This is a genomic window from Paenibacillus sp. 2TAB19 (assembly GCF_052115185.1).
Taxonomy (GTDB): Bacteria; Bacillota; Bacilli; order Paenibacillales; family Paenibacillaceae; genus Pristimantibacillus.
The window spans coordinates 15,604-40,522 of sequence record NZ_JBFRGE010000062.1; the positions used below are offsets into that span (position 1 = coordinate 15,604).

At 52.3% G+C, this 24,919-nt stretch carries 16 protein-coding genes; 12 read left to right on the forward strand and 4 right to left on the reverse strand.

Going from position 1 to position 24,919, the window contains the following annotated elements; all coding sequences use genetic code 11:
- Positions 1–17 precede the first annotated feature (17 nt).
- The 12 genes from AB4Z33_RS22905 to AB4Z33_RS22960 all read left to right on the forward strand — a co-directional run bounded on the left by AB4Z33_RS22905 (position 18) and on the right by AB4Z33_RS22960 (position 21,435).
- Complete coding sequence (locus AB4Z33_RS22905; protein WP_442052110.1) at positions 18–3,665, forward strand: family 78 glycoside hydrolase catalytic domain; 3,648 nt, start codon at positions 18–20, stop codon at positions 3,663–3,665.
- A gap of 268 nt (positions 3,666–3,933) precedes the next feature.
- Complete coding sequence (locus tag AB4Z33_RS22910) at positions 3,934–4,926, forward strand: ABC transporter permease (protein WP_442052111.1); 993 nt, start codon at positions 3,934–3,936, stop codon at positions 4,924–4,926.
- A gap of 19 nt (positions 4,927–4,945) precedes the next feature.
- Positions 4,946–5,827 (forward strand): carbohydrate ABC transporter permease, encoded by an 882-nt coding sequence (locus AB4Z33_RS22915; protein ID WP_442052112.1) that lies wholly within the window; start codon positions 4,946–4,948, stop codon positions 5,825–5,827.
- A 124-nt stretch (positions 5,828–5,951) separates the two neighbouring features.
- Entirely contained in the window at positions 5,952–7,529 is a 1,578-nt protein-coding gene (locus AB4Z33_RS22920; RefSeq protein ID WP_442052113.1) for an extracellular solute-binding protein, read from the forward strand.
- A 173-nt stretch (positions 7,530–7,702) separates the two neighbouring features.
- Positions 7,703–11,581 carry a hypothetical protein gene (locus tag AB4Z33_RS22925; RefSeq protein ID WP_442052114.1) on the forward strand — a complete coding sequence of 1,293 codons (3,879 nt, stop codon included), beginning with the start codon at positions 7,703–7,705 and terminating at the stop codon, positions 11,579–11,581.
- Positions 11,582–11,685: 104 nt separating this feature from the next.
- Positions 11,686–13,446: a sensor histidine kinase gene (locus AB4Z33_RS22930; protein WP_442052115.1), complete on the forward strand. Its 1,761-nt coding sequence runs from the start codon at positions 11,686–11,688 to the stop codon at positions 13,444–13,446.
- A 1-nt stretch (position 13,447) separates the two neighbouring features.
- Positions 13,448–14,224 (forward strand): response regulator transcription factor, encoded by a 777-nt coding sequence (locus tag AB4Z33_RS22935; RefSeq protein WP_442052116.1) that lies wholly within the window; start codon positions 13,448–13,450, stop codon positions 14,222–14,224.
- Between the two features lie 74 nt (positions 14,225–14,298).
- On the forward strand, positions 14,299–15,666 hold the full coding sequence (locus tag AB4Z33_RS22940) for a glycoside hydrolase family 140 protein (protein ID WP_442052117.1): 1,368 nt from the start codon (positions 14,299–14,301) through the stop codon (positions 15,664–15,666).
- A 129-nt stretch (positions 15,667–15,795) separates the two neighbouring features.
- Complete coding sequence (locus AB4Z33_RS22945; RefSeq protein ID WP_442052118.1) at positions 15,796–16,467, forward strand: aspartate/glutamate racemase family protein; 672 nt, start codon at positions 15,796–15,798, stop codon at positions 16,465–16,467.
- Complete coding sequence (locus tag AB4Z33_RS22950) at positions 16,467–18,515, forward strand: beta-galactosidase (RefSeq protein WP_442052119.1); 2,049 nt, start codon at positions 16,467–16,469, stop codon at positions 18,513–18,515. Before AB4Z33_RS22945 ends, AB4Z33_RS22950 begins: the two co-directional genes overlap by 1 nt.
- Positions 18,516–18,559: 44 nt before the next feature.
- Positions 18,560–20,935 (forward strand): glycoside hydrolase family 95 protein, encoded by a 2,376-nt coding sequence (locus tag AB4Z33_RS22955; protein ID WP_442052120.1) that lies wholly within the window; start codon positions 18,560–18,562, stop codon positions 20,933–20,935.
- Positions 20,936–21,066: 131 nt separating this feature from the next.
- Positions 21,067–21,435, forward strand: coding sequence for a DoxX family protein (locus AB4Z33_RS22960; RefSeq protein ID WP_442052121.1), 369 nt, complete (start codon positions 21,067–21,069; stop codon positions 21,433–21,435).
- Positions 21,436–21,725: 290 nt separating this feature from the next.
- Here the strand turns inward: AB4Z33_RS22960 and AB4Z33_RS22965 are convergent, their stop codons facing one another.
- From AB4Z33_RS22965 to AB4Z33_RS22980, 4 genes are all read right to left on the reverse strand, one after another.
- A complete protein-coding gene (locus AB4Z33_RS22965; RefSeq protein WP_442052122.1) occupies positions 21,726–22,223 on the reverse strand; it encodes a hypothetical protein in 498 nt (165 codons plus the stop codon).
- 31 nt (positions 22,224–22,254) lie between these two features.
- Positions 22,255–22,944: a response regulator transcription factor gene (locus tag AB4Z33_RS22970; protein ID WP_442052123.1), complete on the reverse strand. Its 690-nt coding sequence runs from the start codon at positions 22,942–22,944 to the stop codon at positions 22,255–22,257.
- Positions 22,941–24,476, reverse strand: coding sequence for a sensor histidine kinase (locus tag AB4Z33_RS22975; RefSeq protein ID WP_442052124.1), 1,536 nt, complete (start codon positions 24,474–24,476; stop codon positions 22,941–22,943). The genes AB4Z33_RS22970 and AB4Z33_RS22975 overlap by 4 nt, the downstream gene beginning before the upstream one ends.
- Positions 24,477–24,622: 146 nt before the next feature.
- A partial coding sequence (locus AB4Z33_RS22980; RefSeq protein WP_442052125.1) for a substrate-binding domain-containing protein occupies positions 24,623–24,919 on the reverse strand: 297 nt, incomplete at its 5' end.

Here is a 24,919-nt window from a genome sequence, read left to right on the forward strand (position 1 = left end):
GAGGCAGGTCATGCATAATGGATATCGCCACTTGTTTGACACCGTACAAATGGAAGAAGCCCGTGCTAGTCGGATCAGGTGCGGAAGGCGCATTTGACAGCCGCGCGGTAGATTGCCCGTTCGTATTCAGGCACAATGACCTTTTTTACATGATGTATGTCGGCTTTGATGGAAAGGGATATCAGACGGCACTCGCTACAAGCGACGACCTGTTGAATTGGCAGCATCTGTCGACGATATTGACTAGAGATGAGGAAGGAAACGCCTGGGATTCGCGCAATATTGCCGGTACATGGATGTTGCGCGACAATGATTTGCATGGTCCAGGCCATCTGAAGAAATGGAACGGCAAGTACTGGTTGGCCTATCATTCCTATCCGGGTGACGGTTATGAAGCAGGATCTGCCAAAATCGGGCTTGCCTGGACAGAAGATGAAAGCCTGAGAAGCTGGAATCGCCTGGAGAATCCGATTCTCGTGCCTGAGGATGGCGGGGAATGGGAGAAAGGCGGGCTGTATAAAGAATGTTTGGTGGAGCATGAAGGCACTTTTTATTTGTTTTACAATGCGAAGGATAAAGATGAAGGCCGTTGGATCGAGCAGACTGGCCTAGCGACTTCGAAGGATCTTGTACAATGGACGCGGCATGAGCAAAATCCGGTTGTTCAAGTGACGCCGGACGCATGGGACAGCGGGTTCGTCAGCGATCCTTGCGTGCTGCGGGACGGCGCTCGCTGGGCGATGTTTTATTTTGGCTTTAACTATAAAGCGGCTCAGGAAGGGATTGCGCTCTCGGATAATTTGCTGGACTGGCGCAAATATGAAGAGCCGATTATTACGATTGGCGAAAGCAATATGATCGATTCCGTTTTTGCCCATAAACCGTCGGTTATTACGCATAACGGGATATTGTATCACTTCTATACAGCATGCAGGCGTCCGATGGAAGGCGACRCGACATGCAATGTCTTTCCCGAGTTCCGCACGATTGCGGTCGCGACGTCCTTGCCGATCGCGATCGGTTCGCTGCGGGCGGAAGGCAGGCCTCGTCCGATCGGCCTTGATGAGACGACTCCCCGTCTCAGATGGTCGTTTCTTGATCAATTGCCGCCGGGGTTTCGCCAAAAGGCTTATCGGATTCAGGTTGCAACAAGCTATGAGCGACTGCTGGAGGGAAATGCGGATACATGGGACAGCGGATTCGTCGCTAGCTGCGATCATACGGCCATTCTTTATTCCGGCGTCCCGCTGCAGCCAAGGCAGCGGTATTATTGGAAGGTTACCATCCAAGATGAACAGGGCACGTTTTATAACAGCGTGGCAGCTTGGTGGGAAATGGGACAGCTGAACAGCGCTGGCTGGCAAGGAAAGTGGATCGCGCATCCTGACGCGAAGAAGGAATCGAAACGAGCGTTCCGCTTCCGTCGCCGTTTCGATGCTAGGCATGAGGTCACGCGCGCGAGAGTGTATATTAGCGGGCTTGGCCATTATGAATTGCGGCTGAACGGCGAGAAGGTTGGCGATCATGAGCTTGATCCCGGCTGGACGGACTATGATAAGACGGTTCTGTATACGACTTATGACATTACGTCGCAGCTGGGGTACGGTGAGCATATCGTTCATATTGAGCTGGGCAACGGCTTCTACCACGTGCCGGGCGGCAAATATACGAAGTTTAAGAATTCTTACGGTACGCCTACATGCTTGGCCGATATCGTTATTGAATATGCCAACGGTACGCGCGAAACGATCGGTACCGACGGCAATTGGCAAGCCGGAGAAAGCCCGTTGCTCTTCAATTGCATATATGGGGGCGAAGAGTACGACGCAACAAGAGAAGATGAGAAAGCTGCTTCGTGGCGTCCTGCCGTAGAGATCGAGGGCCCTTCCGGCAAACTTACGGCGGCATCGGCCCCGCCGGTTAAGGTGATGCGCACATTCGGCACCAAGTCCATCATGAATCCGAAGCCCGGAATATACGTGGCGGATCTAGGTCAAAACTTCTCGGGTTGGCCGAAGATTAGCGTCAGCGGGGCTGCTGGCTCGAGGGTTGTATTGACTTGTGCGGAGCTGCTGACGGAAGAGGGCTTGGTCAATCAGAAGTGGACAGGGTCTCCGAGCGAGTTCTGTTATACATTAAACGGCAAGGGCATAGAGGAATGGCGTCCAAAATTCACGTATACCGGCTTCCGCTACGTGATGATCGAAGGAGCAGTTCCTGAAGCGTTCACCGCTGGAGCACAATCTTCCTTGCCGGTGCTGCATGGTATCGAAGGGCAGATGCTGTACCCTGAGCTGGAAACCGCAGGCGGATTCAAGTGCTCCAATCCGCTGCTTAATCGGATCCACGAAATCATCAATGGGGCGATTCTAAGCAATACGAAGAGCGTATTCACGGATTGCCCGCATCGGGAAAAGCTTGGCTGGCTGGAGCAGGTTCATCTGATGGGACCTTCGATTATGTTCAATTACGATGTGGAGGCGATGCTGCGGAAGGTGCTTCAAGACATCTCTGATGCCCAATTACGGGACGGCATGGTGCCGACGACGGCGCCGGAGTATGTCGTGTTCGACGATACCCTGCGAATATTCCGCGACGCTACGGCTTGGGGCGGAACGTATATATTAACCGCATGGGAAGTCGTGCAGCGATACGGCAACATGAATTTGATTCGGAAACACTATGCAGGCATGAAACGATATATGTCGTATCTCACCGAGAAGTCGGACGGATACATCATAACGGAAGGGCTTGGCGACTGGTATGACATCGGTCCGGCAGGGCCTGGATATTCGCAAAATACGCCTGTTCCATTCACGGAAACAGCGATCTATTACGGCCTGTCCGTCGTCATGCGAAAAATAGCGGCATTGCTGAACGAGCAAGCGGATGTGCAGCAGTATGAGCAATTAAGCGCATCCATCCAATCGGCGTTTCATCTGAAATACTGGGACGAACAAGCAACCAGCTACGCAACGGGAAGTGATACCGCGCTTGCTATGCCGATCGTGATTGGACTTGCCCCGAAGCAGTATTACGGTGTGCTAATCGAGAAGCTCGTGCGGCAAATTGCCGAACGCGGCTACCAGACGACAGCCGGCGATGTAGGCTATCGTTATCTGCTGCTTGCTCTTAGCCGGGCCGGCAGATCGGATGTCATTTACCGTATGTCGCAAATTACGGATAAGCCAAGCTACGGGTATCAAATCGAGCATGGGGCCACGACGCTTACCGAAGCCTGGGACGGCCCGACAGTCGGAAAGTCGCAAAACCACTTCATGCTGGGACATCTGGAGGAATGGCTGTATCAAGGTTTGGCGGGCATGGATTACCGCTATGATACGGAAACGGATCGTTACAACATCATGATTAAGCCTTATATGCCGGAGGACATGAAATGGGCTGAAGCATGGCAGCAGCTGCGTCCGGGTTATGCGAGAGTGCGCTGGGAGAGAGACGAGGAGGGTAAGCCCTCGATGAACATAACGATACCGCCCAATGCTAAGGGGATCGTATACGTACCTCGAACCGTCTGCGGGCAAGAGGAGAATGAGGCATTGCCGACAGGAATCAGGAAACGGCATGACGAAAAGGACTATATTATTTTTGAGACGGAATCAGGAAGCTTTACATTTTGCCGGCAAAAAGTGACTGTTGAAGTGTGACGATATGAACATGATCGCCAGTATTGAAGGAACTCCCTTCGATACTGGCGATCTGCTTTTGTAATCATTTACATCAAAATATTAAGCAAATAAGTTAAGAATAATCACTTCTTGGTTTTGATAATGATTGCGCTTTCAAAAACCTTAAAATTGATCGCTGCATTTTAAGTTTTCAACACTATTCATGTCATGCTATCGACTATACAATTTAGTCATATTCTCCAAACGGCAGCTTGAGCCTAAGGGAAGAGGGAGGAATGAGGAAAGCTTGGAACAGCAAACGAAGATAAGCACATTACAACGGACGCAGCAGCTCCCGGCGGTAAAACGATCCATCTGGCGTGAAATTATAAAACAGAAATATGCGCATGTGTTCGTGTTAACGGGAATGCTGATCGTCTTCGTCTTCCATTATTTGCCGATGTTCGGCATTTTGATGGCGTTTAAAGATTATTCCATATCGAGCGGCATTAAAGGGATCTTTACCAGCGATTGGGTAGGGCTCAAATATTTCGAAGAATTTGTCGGCGCTTACAATTTCAAGCTTCTTGTAACGAATACGCTGGCAATCAGTCTTTTGAAGTTGTTCTTTACCTTCCCGATGCCGATTTTATTGGCCATTATGTTTAACGAGGTACGGCATCAGCTCTTCAAGCGTTTCGCTCAGACCGTCAGCTACTTTCCTCATTTTATTTCGTGGATCGTGGTTTCCGGGTTGCTCGTTATCTTCTTGTCAAGCAATGCTGGAATCGTAAACGATTTCTTAAAGGGAATAGGCATTATTGACAAGTCGCTTCCTTTCCTGTCTAGTAAAAATTATTTCTGGGGACTAGCCGTTTCGACGGCCATGTGGAAAGAGGCAGGCTGGTGGGCCATTATATTCCTCGCAGCGATCAGCGGACTCAGTCCGACGCTGTATGATGCGGCCGAGATGGATGGCGCCGGTCGATTGCGCCGTATCTGGCATATCACTTTGCCTGGCATCCGCGGCACGATCGTAGTCGTACTCATTCTGGCAGTCGGAAGCCTGCTCGGCGGTGGTCTAGTTGGATCCAACTTCGAGCAATCGTACTTGCTCGGTAACGCGATGAATAACGAACGCTCGGAGATTTTGCAAACGTATGCGTTTAAGATGGGCTTGGCTCAGGGCCGATACGCCTATGCGACGGCAATTGACTTGCTTCAGTCGATTATCGCGATCATCCTTGTATTCGGAAGCAACTTCTTGTCCAAAAAAATAACGAAAAACGGCTTGTTCTAACAGCGGAAAGGAGTCCATTATGCATCGCAGAACCGTCGAGGACCGCATCGTGGATACGGTAAATATTAGTTTGCTTATCATCATAGCGCTGGCTACGATGTACCCCTTTTACTACTTGCTCATTGTTTCGTTCAATAACGGGCTTGACACTTCGCTAGGCGGCATCTATTTTTGGCCGAGGGATTTTACCTTTAACAATTACGCGAAGTTTCTGAGCGATCCGAAGTGGCTAATTTCCTTTGGTGTCTCAGGGCTAAGGACAGTTGTCGGAGCGGCTGTAACGATCTTCTTTACGTGTTTGACAGCGTATGGTCTAGCGTATCGCAATCTAGTGTTTCATAAGTTCTACTTCTCGTTTTTCATCATTGCCATGTACACGTCGGGCGGACTTATCCCATACTACGTTGTACTTCGCAGCTTAGGATTGCTCAATACCTTTTGGGTCTATATTGTACCGGGTTCGGTGACGATCTTCTTCCTCATTATTGCGGTCTCGTTCTTCCGTGAAATACCGGCGGAGATGGAGGAATCGGCACGAATAGACGGGGCTTCAGATTTAACCATTTTCATCAAAATGATCATACCGGTATCCAAACCATTGATTGCGGCAATGGGATTGTTCATAGGCGTAGGCCAATGGAACTCTTGGATGGACTCGGCCTACTTCGTCAATAAAGATTCGCTGCGAACTTTAACCTACCGTATGATGGAGGTAATCAATCAAGGCATGATTCCGGTCGACATGGCTTCCGCGGAACGGGCTGCAGCCGTTACTGGCGTAACAACCTTCTCGATACAGGTCACGGCAATGGTTATCGCGGTTATACCGATCCTTCTCGTCTATCCTTTTTTACAAAAGTATTTTGTGCAAGGAATTATGATAGGCTCTGTAAAAGGTTAAGCAGCAGCGGTTGGACAACATGCGTATAACGTTGGTGGATCGCGGAATAAAGCGGAAGTGACAGAAGTTTTATTCCGTTTTCTCATATAAGCAATGCGGCAACATAAAAAAGGAGGCAATTTCAATGGGTAAGGTTTTTAAATCGACAGGTTTGATAACGCTTGCATTGATGCTGTTGCTGACGGCCTGTTCCGGCGGCAATAAAGGCAACAACGAGGCTACCAACGCACCGACAGAGAACAGCGTGGAGCCGACCGATGCGAGTGCGGCAACCGATGCGCCTGCAGAGAAAGAGATCGTAGAGCTTGACTTATTCGTCAATATGTCATGGTGGCCGCTGAAAGACTGGACCGGCAAAGTGCCGGAAGAAATCACTAAGAAAACCGGCGTTAAGCTGAACATCCAGGTTGCCGCCGATGACAAGCAGCTTCCGCTTTTGATCGCCTCAGGCGACTTGCCTGATTTGGTGTATACGGCTACCGATCTGACGCGTATGGCGGATAGCGATGTTTCCTATCCGTTGAACGAATTGATCGAGAAGTATGCTCCTGATTTCAAAATCAGTCAAGAACGTATTGGCGTCAACATGATGCCCGACGGCAACTTCTATACGGTGCGCAATGCTTTCTCCACGGAGCAAGAGTGGAAAGATAATCCGAAGGCTATTCCAGGCGCGAACGGCATGACTTTGCGCAAAGATATTATGGAGGAGCTTGGCAACCCAGCGCTCAACAACTTGGATGATCTCATTTCGATTTTGGGTCAAGTGAAAACGAAGTATCCGGATATGGTGCCGCTCGTTTGGGATAAGGATCAAATCGGCCAAAATCTGCGCATCAATTACGGTCTGAAGAAAAGCAAAGGCTTCGTGGATATTGACGGAGCTGCGCGTTACTATCTGAAGGATGAGAATTATTTGAATTACTACCTATACATGAACCGTCTGTACCGCGAAGGCTACATGATCGCCGAGAACTTCACCTTCAAGGATGCGCAGCAAGACGATCAATACGTATTGAACGGTCAAGCCTTTGCTCACGGCGCCGGCAACGCGGATTCCACGAACCCGCAATTAAAAGAGCTTGGAAAGCCATTCGAAATGACGCAAGTGACGAAGCTGCTTAGCGATCAAGCGGGTATTCCGATGGGCGGTTCCGGCTGGGCAGGCATGTACATTACGAAAAACAACAAAAATGCGGAAGCAGCAATTAAATTCCTGCAATACATGTACAGCGAAGAAGGTCAAAAGCTCGGACTTTACGGGCTTGAAGGCGAAGATTGGGAATGGAATGAAGCAGAGAAATATCCGGTTATGAAATATGACTTCAACAATACGGAAGTTCAAACGCAAATGGGTGTCGTTTGGTGGGGCCTGATCGGCAGCAGCGGCGTTAACGAAGCATTGCAGCGCTATGCCCCTGAATCACAAATGACGCAATGGGGTCTGGCTGCCAGGGAGGTGCTTGAGTTCAACCCGGCACTCGGTCTCGTTTCGACTGAACCGGATACAGAGGAGCAAACGATTGAAGCTCAAATTCAGAACATGGTCACGACCGAGGAACTGAAAATTTATATGGCTGCTTCCGAAGAAGAAGCAAAAGCGGAATACGAAGCATTGCTGAAGAAAGCCGAAAGCCTTGGACTGGCGAAGCTGGAAGACTGGGCTACTGCGAAGTACAAGGAATATCAGAAAAACTTTTAATCGTACCTTGATGTAAACCCCACAAAAGTGGATGAATATAAGCGTGGCCGAAATGCTTATGCATTTCGGCTATTGCGTCATCTATAACCGCAGGCTCCGCTCTTAGCTGCGGCCAAGTTCGCCGGCTGCGGCGGTTATCCCCTATCAAGCTCAAATTCCAGGAGGAAACTTACATGAATTTCAACAATCTGCGAGAGAAGTTTGCTTCTCCGGATCCGGATTTCGGTCCTGTGCCATTCTGGTGGTGGAGTGCGGAGGAAATAACGGCGGATCGCGTACGCTGGCAATTGCAGAAATTTCGCAGCGGAGGCCTGCGCAATATCGGCATCATCAATATTGCGCCGACTGGTCCGCAATACGGAAGCGTTGCGGATGATCCGCCATACTTTAGCGAGCGCTGGTGGTCTATGTTCGAGGTGGCTCTGCGTGAAGCGGAGAGACTGGGCATGCGCATTTTCTTCTATGACCAAATCGGCTTTTCGGGAACGAACTTCCCCGCGCATCTTGTCGCGGAGCAGCCGGAATTGGCCGGCTACCAGCTTCGCAGGCTTAAGCATGGCGAGGAGCTGCCGGAAGGCGCGGAGTTGTTAATAGAAACTGGCGGCTACCTTTATATAACCATTAGGCAAGGGTTCAACTGGCTCGACAAGCGCGCGACAGAGCAGCTGTATGACCGAATTTATGGGGAGTTCGAGCGGCGTTTTCCGAATGATCTGGGCCGAACGATCGCCGGCAGCTTCCAGGATGAGCTTCCTTCGATGCCGTTATGGACCGATGGCCTACCTGAGTTGTATGCGAAGCGCCATGGAGAGAACTTGATCGCAGCATTGCCGGCTCTGTTCGAGGATACGGAGGGAGCTTCGCTCGTCCGCAGGCGCGTGTATGAGCTGTCGACCGAGCTGGCGGAGGAAGCGGTGTTCAAGCTGCAATATGAATGGCATAAGCGCTATAATATGCTGCAATGCTGCGACCAGGCCGGACCTGCGCGCCGCGTCGAACTCCACGGCGCGCAACGGCTTTACCTGGATTACATGCGCACGCATCGCTGGTATAATGCGGCCGGCAGCGATATGGACGGCGAGATCAAGCCGCATGCTTCGATGGTTCATTTGCACGGGGGCAAACGCGTGTTTCTGGAGTCGTTCCATACGAGCGGCTGGGGCGGAACGCTGGAGGAGACGATGCACTGGCTGGTGCCTTGGCTGCAGGCTGGCGTGACGCTTTACAGTCCTCACTCCGTCTACTACAGCACGCGCGGCGGTTGGTGGGAGTGGGCGCCGCCCGACACCGGCTGGCGCCAGCCGTATTATGAGCATTACGGCGTGTTCGCCGATACGGTCAGCCGCGCATGCTGGCTGTTAACGCAAGGAACGCATGTCGCCGATGTCGCGGTTCATTATCCTTCGCATGCGGCATGCGGCTGGATGTCGCTGTCCGATGGAGGACCATTAGACCATCCGATGCTCGTCGCCAATAGGATGCCGCATGAGCGTCTCGCACATGTGCAAGAGGTTTACCAATCGTTGACGGGCCGCTGGAATCGCAAGGAGCGCAACAAACCGGGTGCGCTTCGCTCCGCCAGCATCGACTTTGACGTGACGGACGATTCCGCTTTGGAGATTGCGGAGCTGTCGGACGGCAGGCTTCGAATCGGCGAGGAATCGTTCTCTGCATTGCTATTGTGCGGCACCACCATTATGGACGATGCTGCTTTGGCGAAGGTGAAATCATGGATCGCAGCCGGCGGTTTGGTTATCGCCGTACAGTGCGGTGAGGATGATCCGGTGCTGGAGGGGGCTATGTATGTCAGCTCTTCCGGCGAAGCATTGGAGCTTCTTAAAACGAGGTTGCAGGGACGGGCCGAAGGACCGAATATGCCGCTAATGCGCAGAACAGAGGACGCAGATATATTTTTGTTGCTGCCGGAAGCGGGAGAGCTGCTTCCGATGCACGAACCGTCGGGCGAGACGACGCGGCCGCCGCGGAGCGCGCGTTATCGGCTTCGCACCGCTGGGCATCCGCAGCTTTGGGATCCGGTGAGCGGGCGGGTCTACCCGCTTTCCTATAGCAGGGACGGTGAGTGGGTCACGCTGGAGGCGACGTTCGACAGCTGGCCGGCGGCATTCGTCGTATGCCCATGGAATCAGGTAGAGGCTGACGCGTTAAGCACATCCCCGCTCGCGTCAGACGGTCTGGCGCAGCCGGCGGAAGTACCCGTGCTTCGGGCCGAGCAAGATTCGGTGGCCGAGCTTAACGAATGGAAGGTATTAGCTGTACCGACGCTAGATAACCGATATGGCGATTTTGATCTGCATGGCGGTCAAACGGCTTTTGCGCCGATCGAGCGCCGCGAGCTGCTAGTTGCGCGAGAGGAGACCGAAGCGGACGGCGTTGCCGCTAACTGGCAAGCGAGCGTCCTTGACGATTCGGACTGGATGAAGCGGCTGTGGAGCGAGGCTGCATACTGGGAAGCGTCCCGGGATCAGAGGTTTGAAGAAGGCAGCGTATGGCCTGTCGTCTATAGCAACACGCTGGGGGATCTGTCGTTTAAGACATGGGCCGGCCGGATGGGCAGAGTTCCGCGCAAATTTTTGAGTTTGGGAATGGCGGGTCTTGGCGATAAGGTATGGGCGAGGACGAATGTGGCAGCCCCGGAGGCCGGGACTTACTGGGTGCGCACGGAAAGCAATGCGGCAATAGGTCTGTGGGTGAATGGAGAACGGATCGTATGGAATGGAGGTCCGGAGGAGCAGACAGCTTACGTGAACCTGAAGGATGGAGCCAATACGCTGCTGTTGCGTGCGGAGGCGCTGGCCGAAGGGATGATCCGTATTGGGATTACAGTGTGCGCGGAAGAACAGGAGCAGCTTCCGAAGTGGATTTATTCCCCGAGCCCCAATCTGAAAACCCGGCTGTCGTATACGATACCTGAGCAGGAGAGCATTGACGTCAGTCGCGTACGCGTCATCTTCTGCGCGAAGGAGCGCGTGGCGCTCTATGTGAACGGCAAACCTATGACCGAGCACGGCGATTTCAATCCGTATATCCGGCAAGGTCAAGAAGAGATTGAACTGACCCCGTATTGGCAGGGCGGCGACAATACCATCGAGCTTGTCATGCCGGAGGGTGAAGGGGTGGCAATGGTGGACGGCGTGATCGAGCGTGTGGATGGAAGCAGCCAAATGTTCTGCACCGGCCCATCGTGGTTGAATGAACAGGGACAGCGCTCAGAGGTGCTTCATGAAGCGGTGCTGCAGTTCGCCGAGACGGAGACGATGTGGCTTCCCGGCCGCACGCATCCGCTGCCGAACATCGACTGGCTTATGCCGGATGCCAAGCCAAAGTCCCAGCCGCTGCCGTTCGTTCGCGATGCGTCTCAGCCTGGAAAGCCGATTTGGCTGCGCTTTCCGCTACCGGCGGGTGCCACGGCGCTTCAGGTCGTCAGCGCGGGCGAATGTGAATGCTGGATAGACGGCCAGAGGCAGCTAATGCGTGACGGCCAAGCCGGCTTCGATCCGCAGCCGGCGGGGACAGTGGCTGCGCTTCGCATCGTGCCAAGCGATATGAGCACGGAAACGGACGTCCTGCTTGCGCCGATCCGGTTCGAGGTGGCGAAGGTAGAAGGCAAACTTGGCGATTGGAGATCTGCGCTGGGTTTGCCGCATCATAGCGGCGTTGTCGAATATGAATCGATGGCCGAATGGAAAGAAGACAATGGCGCGGTGCTTGAGCTGGGGCATGTTCGCGGCACGGCCGAGGTATGGCTGAACGGAAGGCCGCTCGGTGTGCGCGCATGGGGCCCGTATCGGTTCAAGCTTGATGTCGGCCCGGGATCACATCATCTTCGTATTCGGGTGACGAACACGCTGGGTACCCATTATGAAGTCGGCCGCCCTTCTAGCAATGTCGGAGGATCCACGAATCCGAAGGTGTCTTACTGGCAGCCGAATACAATGCCTGAGCATTGGGAGACGGCGTTCGCGGCTGGCGGCCTGTATGGTCCCGTTCGGTTATATGCCGCCGGCGGAGCTGTAGACACCAAGACATATTGATGGAATTTTCAGTATAATGATATGATTGTATAGATCGTATGAAATAACAAACATGGATGAAATGCTTTCATGCAGGATGCCTAATGCGAAGAAAGGCCGATGCGATGAAAACGATGCGTATTGTTCAGAAAATGGCATTAGGTTATCTCATGCTAGTGCTGCTGCCGATTCTTGTGTTTGGCGTCTACTTGTACAATCAATTCTATATGGATGTCATTTCCGAGTTCTCGGAAGGCAAGCAGGAGCTGGTCGTGCAAGCGGGTGAAGGATTTCGGGCGAGACTGAAGCAAATCGAGTCTATCCATTCGCAGTTTCAGTATAATCAGCAGCTAATCGATTACCTTGGCGGAATGTATCCATCGGAGCTCAATCAGGTGTACACCTATCTAAAAGATATCCGGCCGATTTATGTTTATGCGATAACGGGCAATAAGGAAGTTGCGTCCATTAAATTGTACAAGAACCACCAATCCGTTCAATCGGTTGCCGGTGAGCTGGAGGATTTGAGCCGGATTGATGCGAAAGCAATCGAGCTGCTGAACGCTGTAAATGTGGATAAAGGCGTATGGTTGAACGCTTCGTATCCCGCCGGCAAAGAAGGCGCAGGGCTCCCGTACTTAAGCTATTACCAGCGAATCTTTAATAACAGCTATACGCAGTCATTAGCCGCAATGGAGATCATCGTCGACGATTCCTTGGTCAGAAATTTATTGAAAGCGATCGATGTCGATCAAAATATACATGTACAGATCATTTATAACGGTGAGACTGTTTACCGCGACGGGTATGATTTGAGCGATGAGCAAACAATCGAGATGCAAGCGCTTGCAGAAGAGAGCGGAAAAGGCTTCGCCTATAAGCGCAGTCAGAAGCTGCTCGTGAATTCACTTTCCGTGCCGGAGCTGTCGACAAGCTTCTACTTCTACAGCCAGATGGACGATGTGTTTGTCGATATTCGCAAGAAAGCCGTTTTTCTCGGGATCTCGCTGCTCTTATCGCTTCTTATCCTTACAGGCATTTATTATGCGACAGCCTCCACGATTGTCAGGCGTATTCTTGGATTGGCGAAGCATATGCGAAAGGTCGACGAGAACAAATTGACTTATTACGAGGGAGGCGGCTCCCGAGACGAGATCGATTTCCTAACCCGATCCTATAATTCTCTTATTCGCCGAATCGATGAACTGCTGACTAATGTCCATAAGGCCGAGCTGATGAAGAAGGAGGCTGATTACCTCGTGCTTCAAGCGCAAATCAAGCCTCACTTTTTGTACAATACGCTGGAATCGATTCGTATGCTGGCGGAAATCAATGACGATCAGGAGGTCGTTGACGCGACGTTCACGTTCGGCAAGCTGTTGCGTTATACGCTAACTTCCAAAGACAACGAGACGATGCTGCAGCATGAACTAACGAATGTCCAGCATTACTTGGATATGCATAAGCTGCGCTTGCTGGATAGATTCCACTACTCGATTGAAGTATTAACTCCTATCGAACATGTAAGCTGTCCTCGGTTTATTTTGCAGCCATTGGTGGAAAATTGCATTCATCATGGCGTTGGACGCAGCCGCAGAAACGGCCGAATCGATATTGTCGTCAAACGGGAGAACGATGCGTTGATCATTGTAATAGCCGATAATGGTCCGGGCATACCGCCAGAACGCCTTGATGTCATTCGCGGCGTACTCGGCAACGTGCTCGACCGGCAAGAGCTGCAGAAGGAGAATTCAGGTCAAGGGCTATACAATGTCAGCGAACGCATCCGTATCTTTTATGGCGATCACTCGGCTCTTATGGTAGAAAGCCAGGCGGGGGAAGGCACGATGTTCACACTAAAGCTCAAAGTTCAAGGAGGGGTTTAGCATGCTTAACCTGATGATCGTAGATGACGAGCCCTTCATGCTGAAGGGGCTGATTAATATCATTGAGAAAGGGCAGACCCCATGCTCGGAGATCGTCAGTGCGCATGATGGATTCGATGCGCTTGAGAAGCTGGAGAACTTCCGTCCCGATTTGCTTATTACGGATATTCAGATGCCGGAGATGAACGGGCTGGAACTGATTCGAAAAGTGCGCGAGCGAGGATTGTGCAACCGCTTTATCATTTTGACCGGATACGATGATCCCACCTATCTGCATCAAGCGATACGCTGCAAAGTGATCGATTATCTGTTGAAGCCGATCAATAAGACAGAGCTTTACGATGTGATGTCGAATTTGTCGCTTGAGCTGCTGGGCGGCGATGATGAGGATTCCTCTCAAGCTTCGTCAGATTGGGAGGACTCTGTCCCGGGCGTCGACTACGATCAAATGTCCAGAAACGTCAAAAAAATTATTCGGCATATCGAAACGCATTATAGGGAAAATATTTCACTCGATCAAATTGCCGAGCATGTATACTTGCATCCGAATTATATCAGCTCGCTCTTTCGGAAGGAGACAGGACTGACTCTGATCCATTATTTGCATCTTTATCGCATTAAGAAAGCGAAGGTATTGATATTAGGCGATTCAGATGATTCCTTGCATCGCATATCCGAGCAAGTCGGGTACGAAAGCGTCCGACACTTCTTCAGCGTTTTCAAAAAATATTGCGGCGTCACGCCGAGCGAATACCGGCAACACTACAAAATGCATTAGGCATGAAGTGAGAGCTTGAGCGTAATTGCGCGTCAAGCTTTTGTTTGTATGCAATGAAACGGGAGGGAATAGGAATGAGTAATGCAATGCCTTGGGATAATGGAAAACTTATTGTTTCGGAGAACGGACGATATTTGCAGCATGCTGACGGCACTACGTTTTTTTGGCTTGGAGACACGGCATGGCTGCTTCTAAAGCGGACGACGAGGGAAGAGGCTCTAACCTATCTGCATGACCGGAAAAACAAGGGGTACAACGTCATCCAGATTATGCTTGTGCATGATCTGACTACTCCAAACGCTTACGGGAGAACGCCGTTCCGGGATCTCGATCTGGACGAGCCCGATGCGGAACAATCGGCTGAGTATACAAGCTATTGGTCATTTGCCGACGAGGTGATTGGCATGGCGGAGCGCGAAGGGCTGTACGTCGCGCTTGTCCCCGTATGGGGCAGCGTTGTGGAGTATTATCGGACCGATGCCGAGACAGCGGAGCGTTACGGCGATTGGCTCGGCAACCGCTACAAGGATCGTCCGAACGTGATCTGGCTGAACGGTGGCGATATCCGCGGAAGTGACAATACGGATGTATGGCTCAAGATGGGCCGAGCGTTACGCAAGGCTGCTCCGGAGCACCTAATGACGTTCCATCCATACGGACGGACACAATCGTCGAAGTGGTTCCATAACGAAGATTGGCTCGACTTTAATATGTTCCAGTCGGGGCATCGCAGCTATGACCAGATGGAGGAGACCAATCCGGACACGTTAGTCGGTGAAGACAACTGGCGTTTTGTGAATACGGATTGGGCCAAAGTGCCGGCGAAGCCGACGATAGATGGCGAGCCTTCATACGAGGATATTCCACATGGCTTGCATAATCTGGACGCTCCAAGATGGAAGGCGGATGATGTGAGGCGTTATGCCTATTGGGCGGTGTTCGCAGGCGCGTTCGGACATACTTATGGACATAATGCGGTCATGCAGTTTCATACAGAGGATCGGGGCGTCGGGGCGTACGGATGCACGCGGAGTTGGACCGATGCGCTCAATGATGACGGCGCGAAGCAGATGGTCCATTTGAAACATCTGATTCTATCAAGGCCTTTTGATGAGCGGACGCCTGACGAGAAGGCGATTTGCGGCGATCCGGGATTCCGTTACGATCGTTTATTCGTGAACCTGGGTAGAAGCTACATGATGGCGTACACCTATACGGGCCGGGCGATCACTTTGCGGCTGGGTCAATTCTCTGGGAAGCGGGCCGCGATTTGGTGGTTCAATCCGCGAACAGGCGAAAGTGAATTCGTCGGCGAGATGGACAACGAGGGAACGCATGAGTTCGTTCCTCCAGCGGCGAGCGCGCCGGGCACCGACTGGGTACTGGTGCTTGACGATGCCGATCAAGGATTTGCGGCGCCGGGTCTCCCTCTTTTGCGCTAATCCAGTAGTAGTTGGTCCATAATTTAAAGCAATTTCATTAATATTGAACGCTGTATTGTGGCAGGTCAATGACTACAATGAATAGAAAAGACAGCGCTTACCTTGCATTTACTAAGGGGGAACTAGGAAATGGATACAGTCGTTGCGGTATATACAGGCCAAGGGCTAGCTGAACCGCTCAAGAAGCAATTCGATGAGCTGCTGCCGGGCGTTAGGCTTGTCAACATTATCGATGACAGTTTGATCGCCGAGGTTGTGCGCGAGGGAGAAGTGACTCCAGGCGTGAAGCGGCGTCTAATGCAATATTATCAGAACGGCGCCGACCTGGGCGCGTCGATTATTCTCAATACTTGCTCTTCCGTTGGCGAAGTTGCTACTGATGCAAGGCCTTTTTTCAACATTCCGCTTGTCAAAATCGATGAGAGCATGGCCGTGGAGGCGGTAGAGTCGTACGGCGCAATCGGCGTATTGGCGACGCTGCCAACGACTCTACAGCCGACGATGCGGCTGTTGCAGCAGCAAGCGAAGTTGCGCGGCAAGTCGGTGCGGTTGATCGACGGCCTTGCTGCGGGAGCCTATGACGCTCTCGTTAGCGGCCGCCCCGATGAGCATGATCGCATCCTTATGGAGACCGCGATCCGAGTCGCGGAGCACGCCGATGCGCTCGTGCTTGCACAGGGCTCGATGGCGCGCATGGAAGCGCAGCTTGCGGATCGGATCGGCAAGCCTGTTCTGTCGAGTCCGCGCCGCAGCGTGATGGAAATTAAGAAGTTGCTTGAAGGCATGAGGGCGAACAGCTGATGTTTACGGACAACTTGCCGAAAATATTGTACGGAGGAGACTATAACCCGGAGCAATGGCCGCGCGAGATATGGGATGAGGATATGCGGATGTTCCAGATCGCCGGCGTTGATATTGCCACGATCAACGTATTCTCGTGGGCGCTTAATCAGCCGGATGAGAACACGTACTGCTTCGACTGGCTGGACGAGATGATGGATTTGCTTCATGAACAAGGGATCAAGGTTTGCCTTGGCACGTCGACGGCAGCTCATCCAGCATGGATGGCGACGCGCTATCCAGATGTCACTTTGGTTGAATATGACGGCCGCAAGCGCAAGTTCGGGCGCAGGCATAATTCTTGCCCGAACAGCCCGACTTTCCGGCTCTATTCGGAGCGGATGGCGCGCAAGCTCGCGGAGCGCTACAAGGATCATCCTGCATTGCTGCTATGGCATGTCAATAATGAATACGGTTTGAGATGTTATTGCGACAACTGCGAGAAGGCGTTTCGCGTTTGGCTGCAAGATCGTTACGGCACACTCCAGGAGCTGAACCGCGCCTGGTATACAAGGTTCTGGGGCCATACGTTCTACGCTTGGAACGAAATCGTGCTGCCGAGCGCGCTCAGCGAGCACATAAGCTCGAGCAATCCGGATGATACCRCCTTCCAAGGCATCTCGCTCGACTATGACCGCTTTAATTCGGATTCCATTCTAGCATGCTACAAACTGGAGCGTGACGCCATCAAGGACGTAACTCCGGATGCGGTAGTGACTACGAACTTTCAAAGCAACGGGACCTATAAGCCGCTTGATTACTTCAAGTGGGCAAAGGAACTGGATGTCGTTGCGCTCGATATGTATCCCGCAGACGATATGACCCCGAGCCAGATGGCGATGCGCTATGACTTGATGCGCGGCTTGAAAGGGGGAGACCCGTTCATGCTGATGGAATCGTGCCCTACCCAGCTGAACTGGCGTCCTCGCAATGCGCTGAAGCGTCCCGGCGTAAACCGTCTATGGAGTTATCATGCAATCGCCCGCGGCGCCGATGCGGTTATGTACTTCCAGCTGCGGCGCTCGCTCGGCGCATTCGAGAAGTTCCACGGAGCCCTGATCGATCATGCCKGCCATGAGAACACTCGAGTCTTCCGGGAATGCGCCCAGATCGGCAGCGATCTTCAGCAGCTAGGCGATACTTTGCTTGGCGCGCGATCAGATGCGCGGGCGGCGATCGTGTTCGACTGGGATAACTGGTGGGCGATAGAGCATTCCAGCGGGCTTACCGTGGATCTGCGCTATGTCAAGGAAGTTGAGAAGTATTATGAGGCCTTCTACAGCCGGAATATTCCGGTTGATATGATCGGCGTGGAAGCCGATCTGGCTGATTACGACATTGTGGTTGCACCGGTTCTGTATTTGCTCCATCCGGGCTATGCAGCACGGTTGGAGCATTTCGTAGAGCAGGGCGGCACGCTTGTGTCCACGACGTTCAGCGGTATCGTAGGCGAGTCGGATCTGGTTACGCCTGGCGGTTATCCGGGCGAGCTTCGCGAGCTGCTTGGCATATGGGTGGAGGAGATCGACGCGCCGATGGCGCATCAAAGAAATCGAGTCGTCATGACAGCGCAGCTTGGAGAGCTGGAAGGCGCGTACGATTGCGGCGTGCTGTGCGATGTCGTTCATTCCGAAGGAGCAGAGCCGTTCGCCGTATTCGAACGCGACTTCTACCAAGGCTTCCCTGCGCTTACGCGCAACCGACGCGGATTAGGCGAGGCATGGTACGTAGCGACCTCGCCGGAGCCGTCCATGCTCAGCGGACTGATCGGTTATTTGTGTGACAAATGCGGTATACGGCCATTGCTGGATACGCCTTCCGGCGTAGAAGTGTCCGTTCGAGTCAAAGACGGCAAAGCTTTCCTGTTCTTGTTAAATCATAACGAAGCTGCGGCGGAAGTTCAGCTAGGTGAGGACGCCTATGTCGATTTGCTAAGCGGCACGACGTACGAAGGCAGTCTGGCGCTTGCCGCGCTGGATGTCCGAATTTTGGCTGCCGTTAATGGGTAAAGCACGAATGGTTGATCAAATACAACAACAGGGGAGCTGAACCAATGAAAGACAATACAGGCGGCAAACCTATGAAGCTGTGGTACCGCAAGCCGGCTGATGAATGGGTCGAGGCGCTGCCGGTCGGTAACGGCCGCTTGGGCGGCATGATCTATGGCGGCATCAAGCGCGAGCGGATTGCGCTCAACGAGGACACGCTGTGGTCTGGCACGAAGCGGGGCGCGGAGCGCGAGGAGCCGTTGCGGTATTTGGAGGAGAGCCGCAGTCTTATCTTCGCTGGCCGCTTCAGCGATGCTCAAGCGGTGATCGAAGAGCATATGCTGGGGCCGGCGGGCCATGCGTTCCAGGCGATGGGCGATCTGGAACTGGAGATGAGCCATCCCTCCACAGCGGAAAAATACCGGTGCGAGCTTGATCTTCGCACGGGACTGTTCCGGACGGAATATGTATCAGGCGGCATGCGCGTAACACGGGAGGTGTTCGTGTCGGCAGTCGATCAGGTGATGGTAGTGCGAATCGAAGCCGATCGACCAGGGGCAATCGGACTGGAGGCGGCGCTAACCAGCCGTCTTAATTACGGTGTAAATAAATCCGGAAACGATCGCATTATTCTGACTGGCGCAGCGCCAAGCCTGCTGGATCACGAGAAAGAGCAATCGGAAGATACGGTCGTTTACGAGGAAAATAAAGGAATCCGGTTTCAGATTCATCTTCAGGCACTCCCTGAGGGTGGTATTGTCGAGACGCATGGAGGAAGGCTTGTCGTAAAAGGGGCGGATGCGGTAACGCTGCTGCTAACCGCTGCGACCAGCTTTAATGGTTTCGATCATGATCCCGCACTAGAAGGGCTGGACCCTCGGCCGCGTTGCGATGCATGGCTGAACGATGCGGCGAAGCTGAGCTACGCCGAGCTGCGTGAACGCCATATAGCTGACATCACGCCTTACTTCGATCGCGTGACACTGGAGCTTGATTCGCCATTCCGCGATGACATCCCGACCGACGAACGGATTGCGGCAGTACGGGCCGGCCAAGCGGACGAGCGGCTCGTTGAGCTGTTTTTCCAGTTCGGCCGATATCTGATGATAAGCGCTTCCCGTCCGGGGACGCAGGCGACGACGCTGCAGGGCATTTGGAATAACATGACGAAGCCGCCATGGTCTTGCAACTATACGACAAATATCAATACTCAGATGAACTATTGGCCGGCTGAGGTGTGCAATCTTGCGGAGTTTCATGAACCGCTATTCGATTTGCTGGAAGATCTGCGAATCGCCGGAGCGCGTATGGCAGAGGCTTACTATAGTTGTCGGGGCTGGGCTTCGCATCACAACGTCGATTTGTGGCGCAATACGAGTCCTTCCCAAGGCTCGGCAAGCTGGGCTTACTGGCCGATGGGCGGCGTATGGCTGTGCCAGCATTTGTGGGAGCACTACGCATACGGCGGCGATCAGAACTTCCTACAGGACAAGGCATATCCAATTATGAGAGAAGCGGCGCTGTTCTGCCTCGACTACTTGGTGTCGGATGGTGAAGGCAATCTCGTGTCGGTTCCGTCGACCTCTCCGGAGAATACATTCCTAACGCCAGATGGACAACGGGCAGCGGTAAGTATGAGTTCAACGATGGATATCGCTCTTATGCGCGAGCTGTTCACGAACTGTATCGAGGCTGCGCGTATTTTGGGAACGGATGCTGAGTTCAGTCAATCGCTTCAGGCTGCTTTGTTGCGGCTGCTACCGCTGCGTATCGGTCGGCACGGTCAATTGCAGGAGTGGTATCGCGACTTCGACGAAGCGGAGCCGGGCCATCGACATACCGCCCATCTGTACCCGTTGCATCCGGGAAATCAGATTACGGTTCGCGGTACGCCAGAACTGGCTAAAGCCGCCCGTGTCAGCCTCGATCGCCGCCGCGTGTACGAAGGCGAGGATACAATCGGCTGGTGCTATTCGTGGAATATTAGCATATATGCGCGCCTAGAGGATGCGGAAATGGCGCACTCCTATTTGACGAAGCTGCTGGGAAATCCATTCCCGAACCTGTTCAATGCGCACCGCCATCCAAAAATTACGTTCTATCCGCTCACAATCGAAGCCAACTTCGCGGCTTCGGCGGGCATTGCCGAATTGCTCATGCAGAGCCATGCCGGCGAACTGCATTTGCTGCCTGCGCTGCCGAAGGCTTGGCCATCCGGCCGGATAATCGGCATCCGCGCCCGCGGCGGCTACGAACTCGATCTAGCCTGGGCAGACGGGAAGCTTCAAAGCGCGGCTATCCGAGCTTCACAATCTGGATGCTGCCGAGTGCGCACCTCAGTGCCGATTGCGGTTGAAGTCGCAGATTGGGAGAAGGTAGAAGAAGGAGTGATCGCGTTCACGGCCGAAGCTGGCCACAGCTACACGATTGTTCAAATCTGATTGAATCCAAATCGACCGATGGATAAATTTTGCATCAAATACATCTTTACAGGACACCATATGGTGTTATATTATGAATTAGGACACTGATTGGTGTCGGATCATAATAGACGAAAAAGGGTGTTGATTCGGTGCATATACTAACCATCGTTCTTCAAAGTTGGCTGCTTTTCTCCATGGCTTTTTTTGGCGGGAGCAAGCTTGCAGGAGCTGCTCATCAGGTCGAACTGTTTGATTCAATTAAACTTCCTCAATGGTTTCGCGTCATTACGGGTTACGTTCAAATTATTGGATGTGTAGGACTCATTATCGGCTACTGGTACCCGGAGATTGCCGCATGGGCAGCAATAATGATAGGCATTAAGATGCTCTTCGCGTTACTCTCGCATCTTAGAGTTAAACATGCGATTGGAAAAATGATACCGGCTTTATTGAACCTCGTGATTTCTATTGCAGTAGTCATCTTATATGCAGATGAACTGTCCTATCTTTTTGGGTAAGCTCATAGCTAAGGTGTGAGAATACCACGTCCGCTGGACGTGGTATTTTATTTTTTAATCGAGATTGCTGTGGCCGTTATCCTAGCTTAGCAAAAGGTTCAATAAGCGGGACTACAATCAACCGCTCAATGCGAAGCACCCGACGATCGTCGCGGTCACAGAGTGCGACTTGATCCGATCTCGACGACGGTGGAGAAGCGGGACGCAACTTTCAAAATTGTATATTGAATAAGTGATGCGACAAGCCCCCGATCTCCGAGGTGGCGATCGGGGGCTTGTTTACTGAGCTGCTACTTGCGCTTACCGCCAGGTTTCCATACCGATAGAATAAACATCGCAAGCAATGAAAGGGTTTGTATCGCTATCCCGATCCATAACCAGGTGTGATTCACTGTAAAACCAGGCTCAGCCCATGCATGAATTCCCGAAGTCTCGGTTAGCATAACGCCCTTCAACGTCCATTCGTAGATCCCGATCAAGCCAATTCCGATCGACAAGAGCGTTAGCAGTTGTTTGGCGATGAGCCAATAGTAGCGGAATAATCCCCAAGATGTAAGGACCGATAAGAGAATGCCGGTTACGGTTGTGCCGATCGTAGAAGCTCGAACGCTTGAATCAGCAAGTAGATGCATAATGGTGTAACAGGCCTGCAGCACGGAAGCTGTGTCAGTTACGGAAGCCGTTAGAGCCAGAATGATGAATGTCGCTTGGCCTCCCAGCATGATGGAGGCAAATATAAGATGGAGCAGCAACAGTGTTTTTCTTTGTTTTGCGTTTAGTTTCTTCATCCGTGATAGAACCTCCTGAAGTGCTGCTGAATTAGAGATTGAATCGATAGCCGATACCCCATATCGTCTCGACGTATTGCGGCCTGGAAGGGTCGCGTTCAATCTTCTCACGAAGCTTGCTGATATGTACCGTAACGGTTGCATAATCACCGAGCGCGTCCATGCCCCATAGCCGTTCGAATAATTCCTCTTTGCGGAATACCCGGTTCGGATTCGTCATGAGGAAGAGGAGCAGCTCGAATTCTTTGGCCGTAAAAGGAACTTCAACATCGTTCACGAATACTCTGCGCGATTGCCGATCGATGCGTATACCGTGGAGCTGAAGTTCGTCCCTGCGCCATTCGCCGCTTCCCACGAGCCGGTCGTAACGTGCAAGATGAGCTTTCACCCTGGCGACAAGCTCGCCAAGCCCGAATGGTTTCAAGATGTAGTCATCGGCTCCGAGCCCAAAGCCGCGAATTTTATCAATTTCCTCATTCTTTGCCGAGACGATCAGTATGGGCACGTTGCTCGCTTCCCGCACACGCCGGCAAATTTCGTAGCCGTCCGTACCTGGGAGCATCAAGTCCAGCAGAATGAGATCGTATGGATGCTGAAGCGCCATCTTAAGGCCGATCTCGCCCTCGCTAGCTATATCCGATATGAAGCCGCTCGCATCTAGATAGTCCTTCTGCACTTCGGCAATAACCGGATCATCCTCGACAATCAATATCCGTTTCATAGCTGGACTCCTTTCTTAGTTGATGCGGATTGCAGAGCCGGAAACGTCATCACAATCGACGTTCCCGCGATTGGCGTGCTAAGCGCGATAACCGAACCGCCGTGACCTTCAACAATTTGCTTCACGATGGCGAGCCCTAAACCGCTGCTGCCTGCTTCCGAACGGCGCGCCGTCTCCGCTCGGAAAAATTGATCGAACACATAGGGGAGCGCAGCTTCAGGAATGCCTGACCCGTTATCTGTCACTCGGATCGTGACAGCTCCGCTTGAGTCATTTGTGAGTTCAAAATGAAGCATCCCTGGTTGAATTACCATATGTTTGAGGCTGTTATCAACAATGTTGAGCATCGCGCGATGCAGCTTCTCTCGATCTGCTTGAATGAGCAGATGTTCATTGCTGCTCCCAACGCTACTCGAACTTCTGCTGTAAGAAACATCAACGCCGCTCATGCGGGGGTTATGCCGCAGCTCGTATACAATTTGCTGCAAGAATGCCGCAATGTCCATTGTTACGAAGTGGAATGGCAGTTTCCCTATATCCAGCGTGGAGTATAGAAGCAGCTCTTCGATCATCCGGTTCATGTCGGTTGTTTTATTTGCAATCATCGTAACGTACTTCTGCCGCTTCTCCTCCGAGTCCGCGATTCCATCCTGCAGACATTCAACGCAGCCTTGGATCGCCGTAATTGGTGTTTTCAAATCATGGGAGATGTTCGCTAGCAGCTCCTTGCGATTCGTCTCCAACTGCACCTGATCGCCAATGGAATCCTTCAGGCGGATGCGCATCTCTTCGAATGCAAGGCCGAGCTGCCCGATCTCATCCTGCCGCCGCAGATGAACCGGTCGGTCCAAATGGCCTTCACGGATTTGTCCTGCTGCTGCCTTAAGCGCGTAAAGCGGCTTGATAAAGCTGCGCGAGACAAAATACGTCAAGACGCCGTTGGTCAGCACAAGCGCCCCAAACAGCGTGATCAGAACGGTTGGCATAAACCTTCGGAAGAAGCGGGCTACCGGCTCCATATCCGATACGATGACAAGTGTGCCGGATTCACCACTTGGGTCTATGTACGAAATGCGGTCCAAGCTGTGATTGAATCCGCCGCTAGACGGGCCAGGGTGACGGATTGCTGTCTGATATTGTTTGCTCCCTTTATTCAGTTGTGCCACAATGTCAGCTTCCGATAACCCGGGGGAGATATAGTTCACGTGCGAATCACCGGAGAGCAGCAGGATACCCGCATCGACTTTCGCAAGCTCGGATTCCGTCTCCTTAATAAATGCGGGTTCGCTGAACAGGCGAGGATCATGCTTCGCGATAAACCGCAAGCCGGAGGCGAGTTCATTGCGTCCACCGAACAGGTCGCGCAGCGCAATGAACGGAATTGAACGCTGCTGCGACGTTTCTTCAACCGAGCCAGGCGTTAAGTCTCGCATGTAAGCTCCATAGGCTAGCGCGGCCGTAACGCCAATCAACACAACGGGTACGACAATCATCGCTATATAGGATAAAAGCAATTTGGTTCGAATCAACATGTGGCATAACTCCTTTCCATCCCATTGTAATCGTTAACCGTTAACCATTCATAAACCAATTCTAAAATAAGTCTAAAATGATTCGTGCGGGTAAAGGTATGTCCCCAAAAGAAAAAGCCCCAAACGGGGCTTTTTCTTTTGTACGTTTATGATTCTAATCCAGCCATACTCTTTTCCCGTTGCTTGGTTGAAGAGAGTCTCTGGATGAACTCCGTGTCCACCGTGATCTTTGTCTTGATCTGATCTTTGGAGCCGATGGATTGAACGAGCAAGTCGACTGCCAAGTAAGCGAGTCGTTCCTTGGCGACATGGACGGTTGTCAGCTCCGGCATGACGATCCGCGCTTCCGAAATATTGTCGAAGCYGACGATGGACACGTCCTCTGGAATGCGATAGCCTAGCTCGGTGAGCGTCTTAATCGCRCTTATGGCAATATAGTCGCA

Coding starts and splice junctions, on each gene's coding strand:
- AB4Z33_RS22965 (WP_442052122.1), bottom strand. CDS start 22,223: ATGAAGAAACTAAACGCAAAACAAAGAAAAACACTGTTGCTGCTCCAT.
- AB4Z33_RS22970 (WP_442052123.1), bottom strand. CDS start 22,944: ATGAAACGGATATTGATTGTCGAGGATGATCCGGTTATTGCCGAAGTG.
- AB4Z33_RS22930 (WP_442052115.1), top strand. CDS start 11,686: ATGAAAACGATGCGTATTGTTCAGAAAATGGCATTAGGTTATCTCATG.
- AB4Z33_RS22915 (WP_442052112.1), top strand. CDS start 4,946: ATGCATCGCAGAACCGTCGAGGACCGCATCGTGGATACGGTAAATATT.
- AB4Z33_RS22945 (WP_442052118.1), top strand. CDS start 15,796: ATGGATACAGTCGTTGCGGTATATACAGGCCAAGGGCTAGCTGAACCG.
- AB4Z33_RS22975 (WP_442052124.1), bottom strand. CDS start 24,476: ATGTTGATTCGAACCAAATTGCTTTTATCCTATATAGCGATGATTGTC.
- AB4Z33_RS22935 (WP_442052116.1), top strand. CDS start 13,448: ATGCTTAACCTGATGATCGTAGATGACGAGCCCTTCATGCTGAAGGGG.
- AB4Z33_RS22955 (WP_442052120.1), top strand. CDS start 18,560: ATGAAAGACAATACAGGCGGCAAACCTATGAAGCTGTGGTACCGCAAG.
- AB4Z33_RS22920 (WP_442052113.1), top strand. CDS start 5,952: ATGGGTAAGGTTTTTAAATCGACAGGTTTGATAACGCTTGCATTGATG.
- AB4Z33_RS22925 (WP_442052114.1), top strand. CDS start 7,703: ATGAATTTCAACAATCTGCGAGAGAAGTTTGCTTCTCCGGATCCGGAT.
- AB4Z33_RS22940 (WP_442052117.1), top strand. CDS start 14,299: ATGAGTAATGCAATGCCTTGGGATAATGGAAAACTTATTGTTTCGGAG.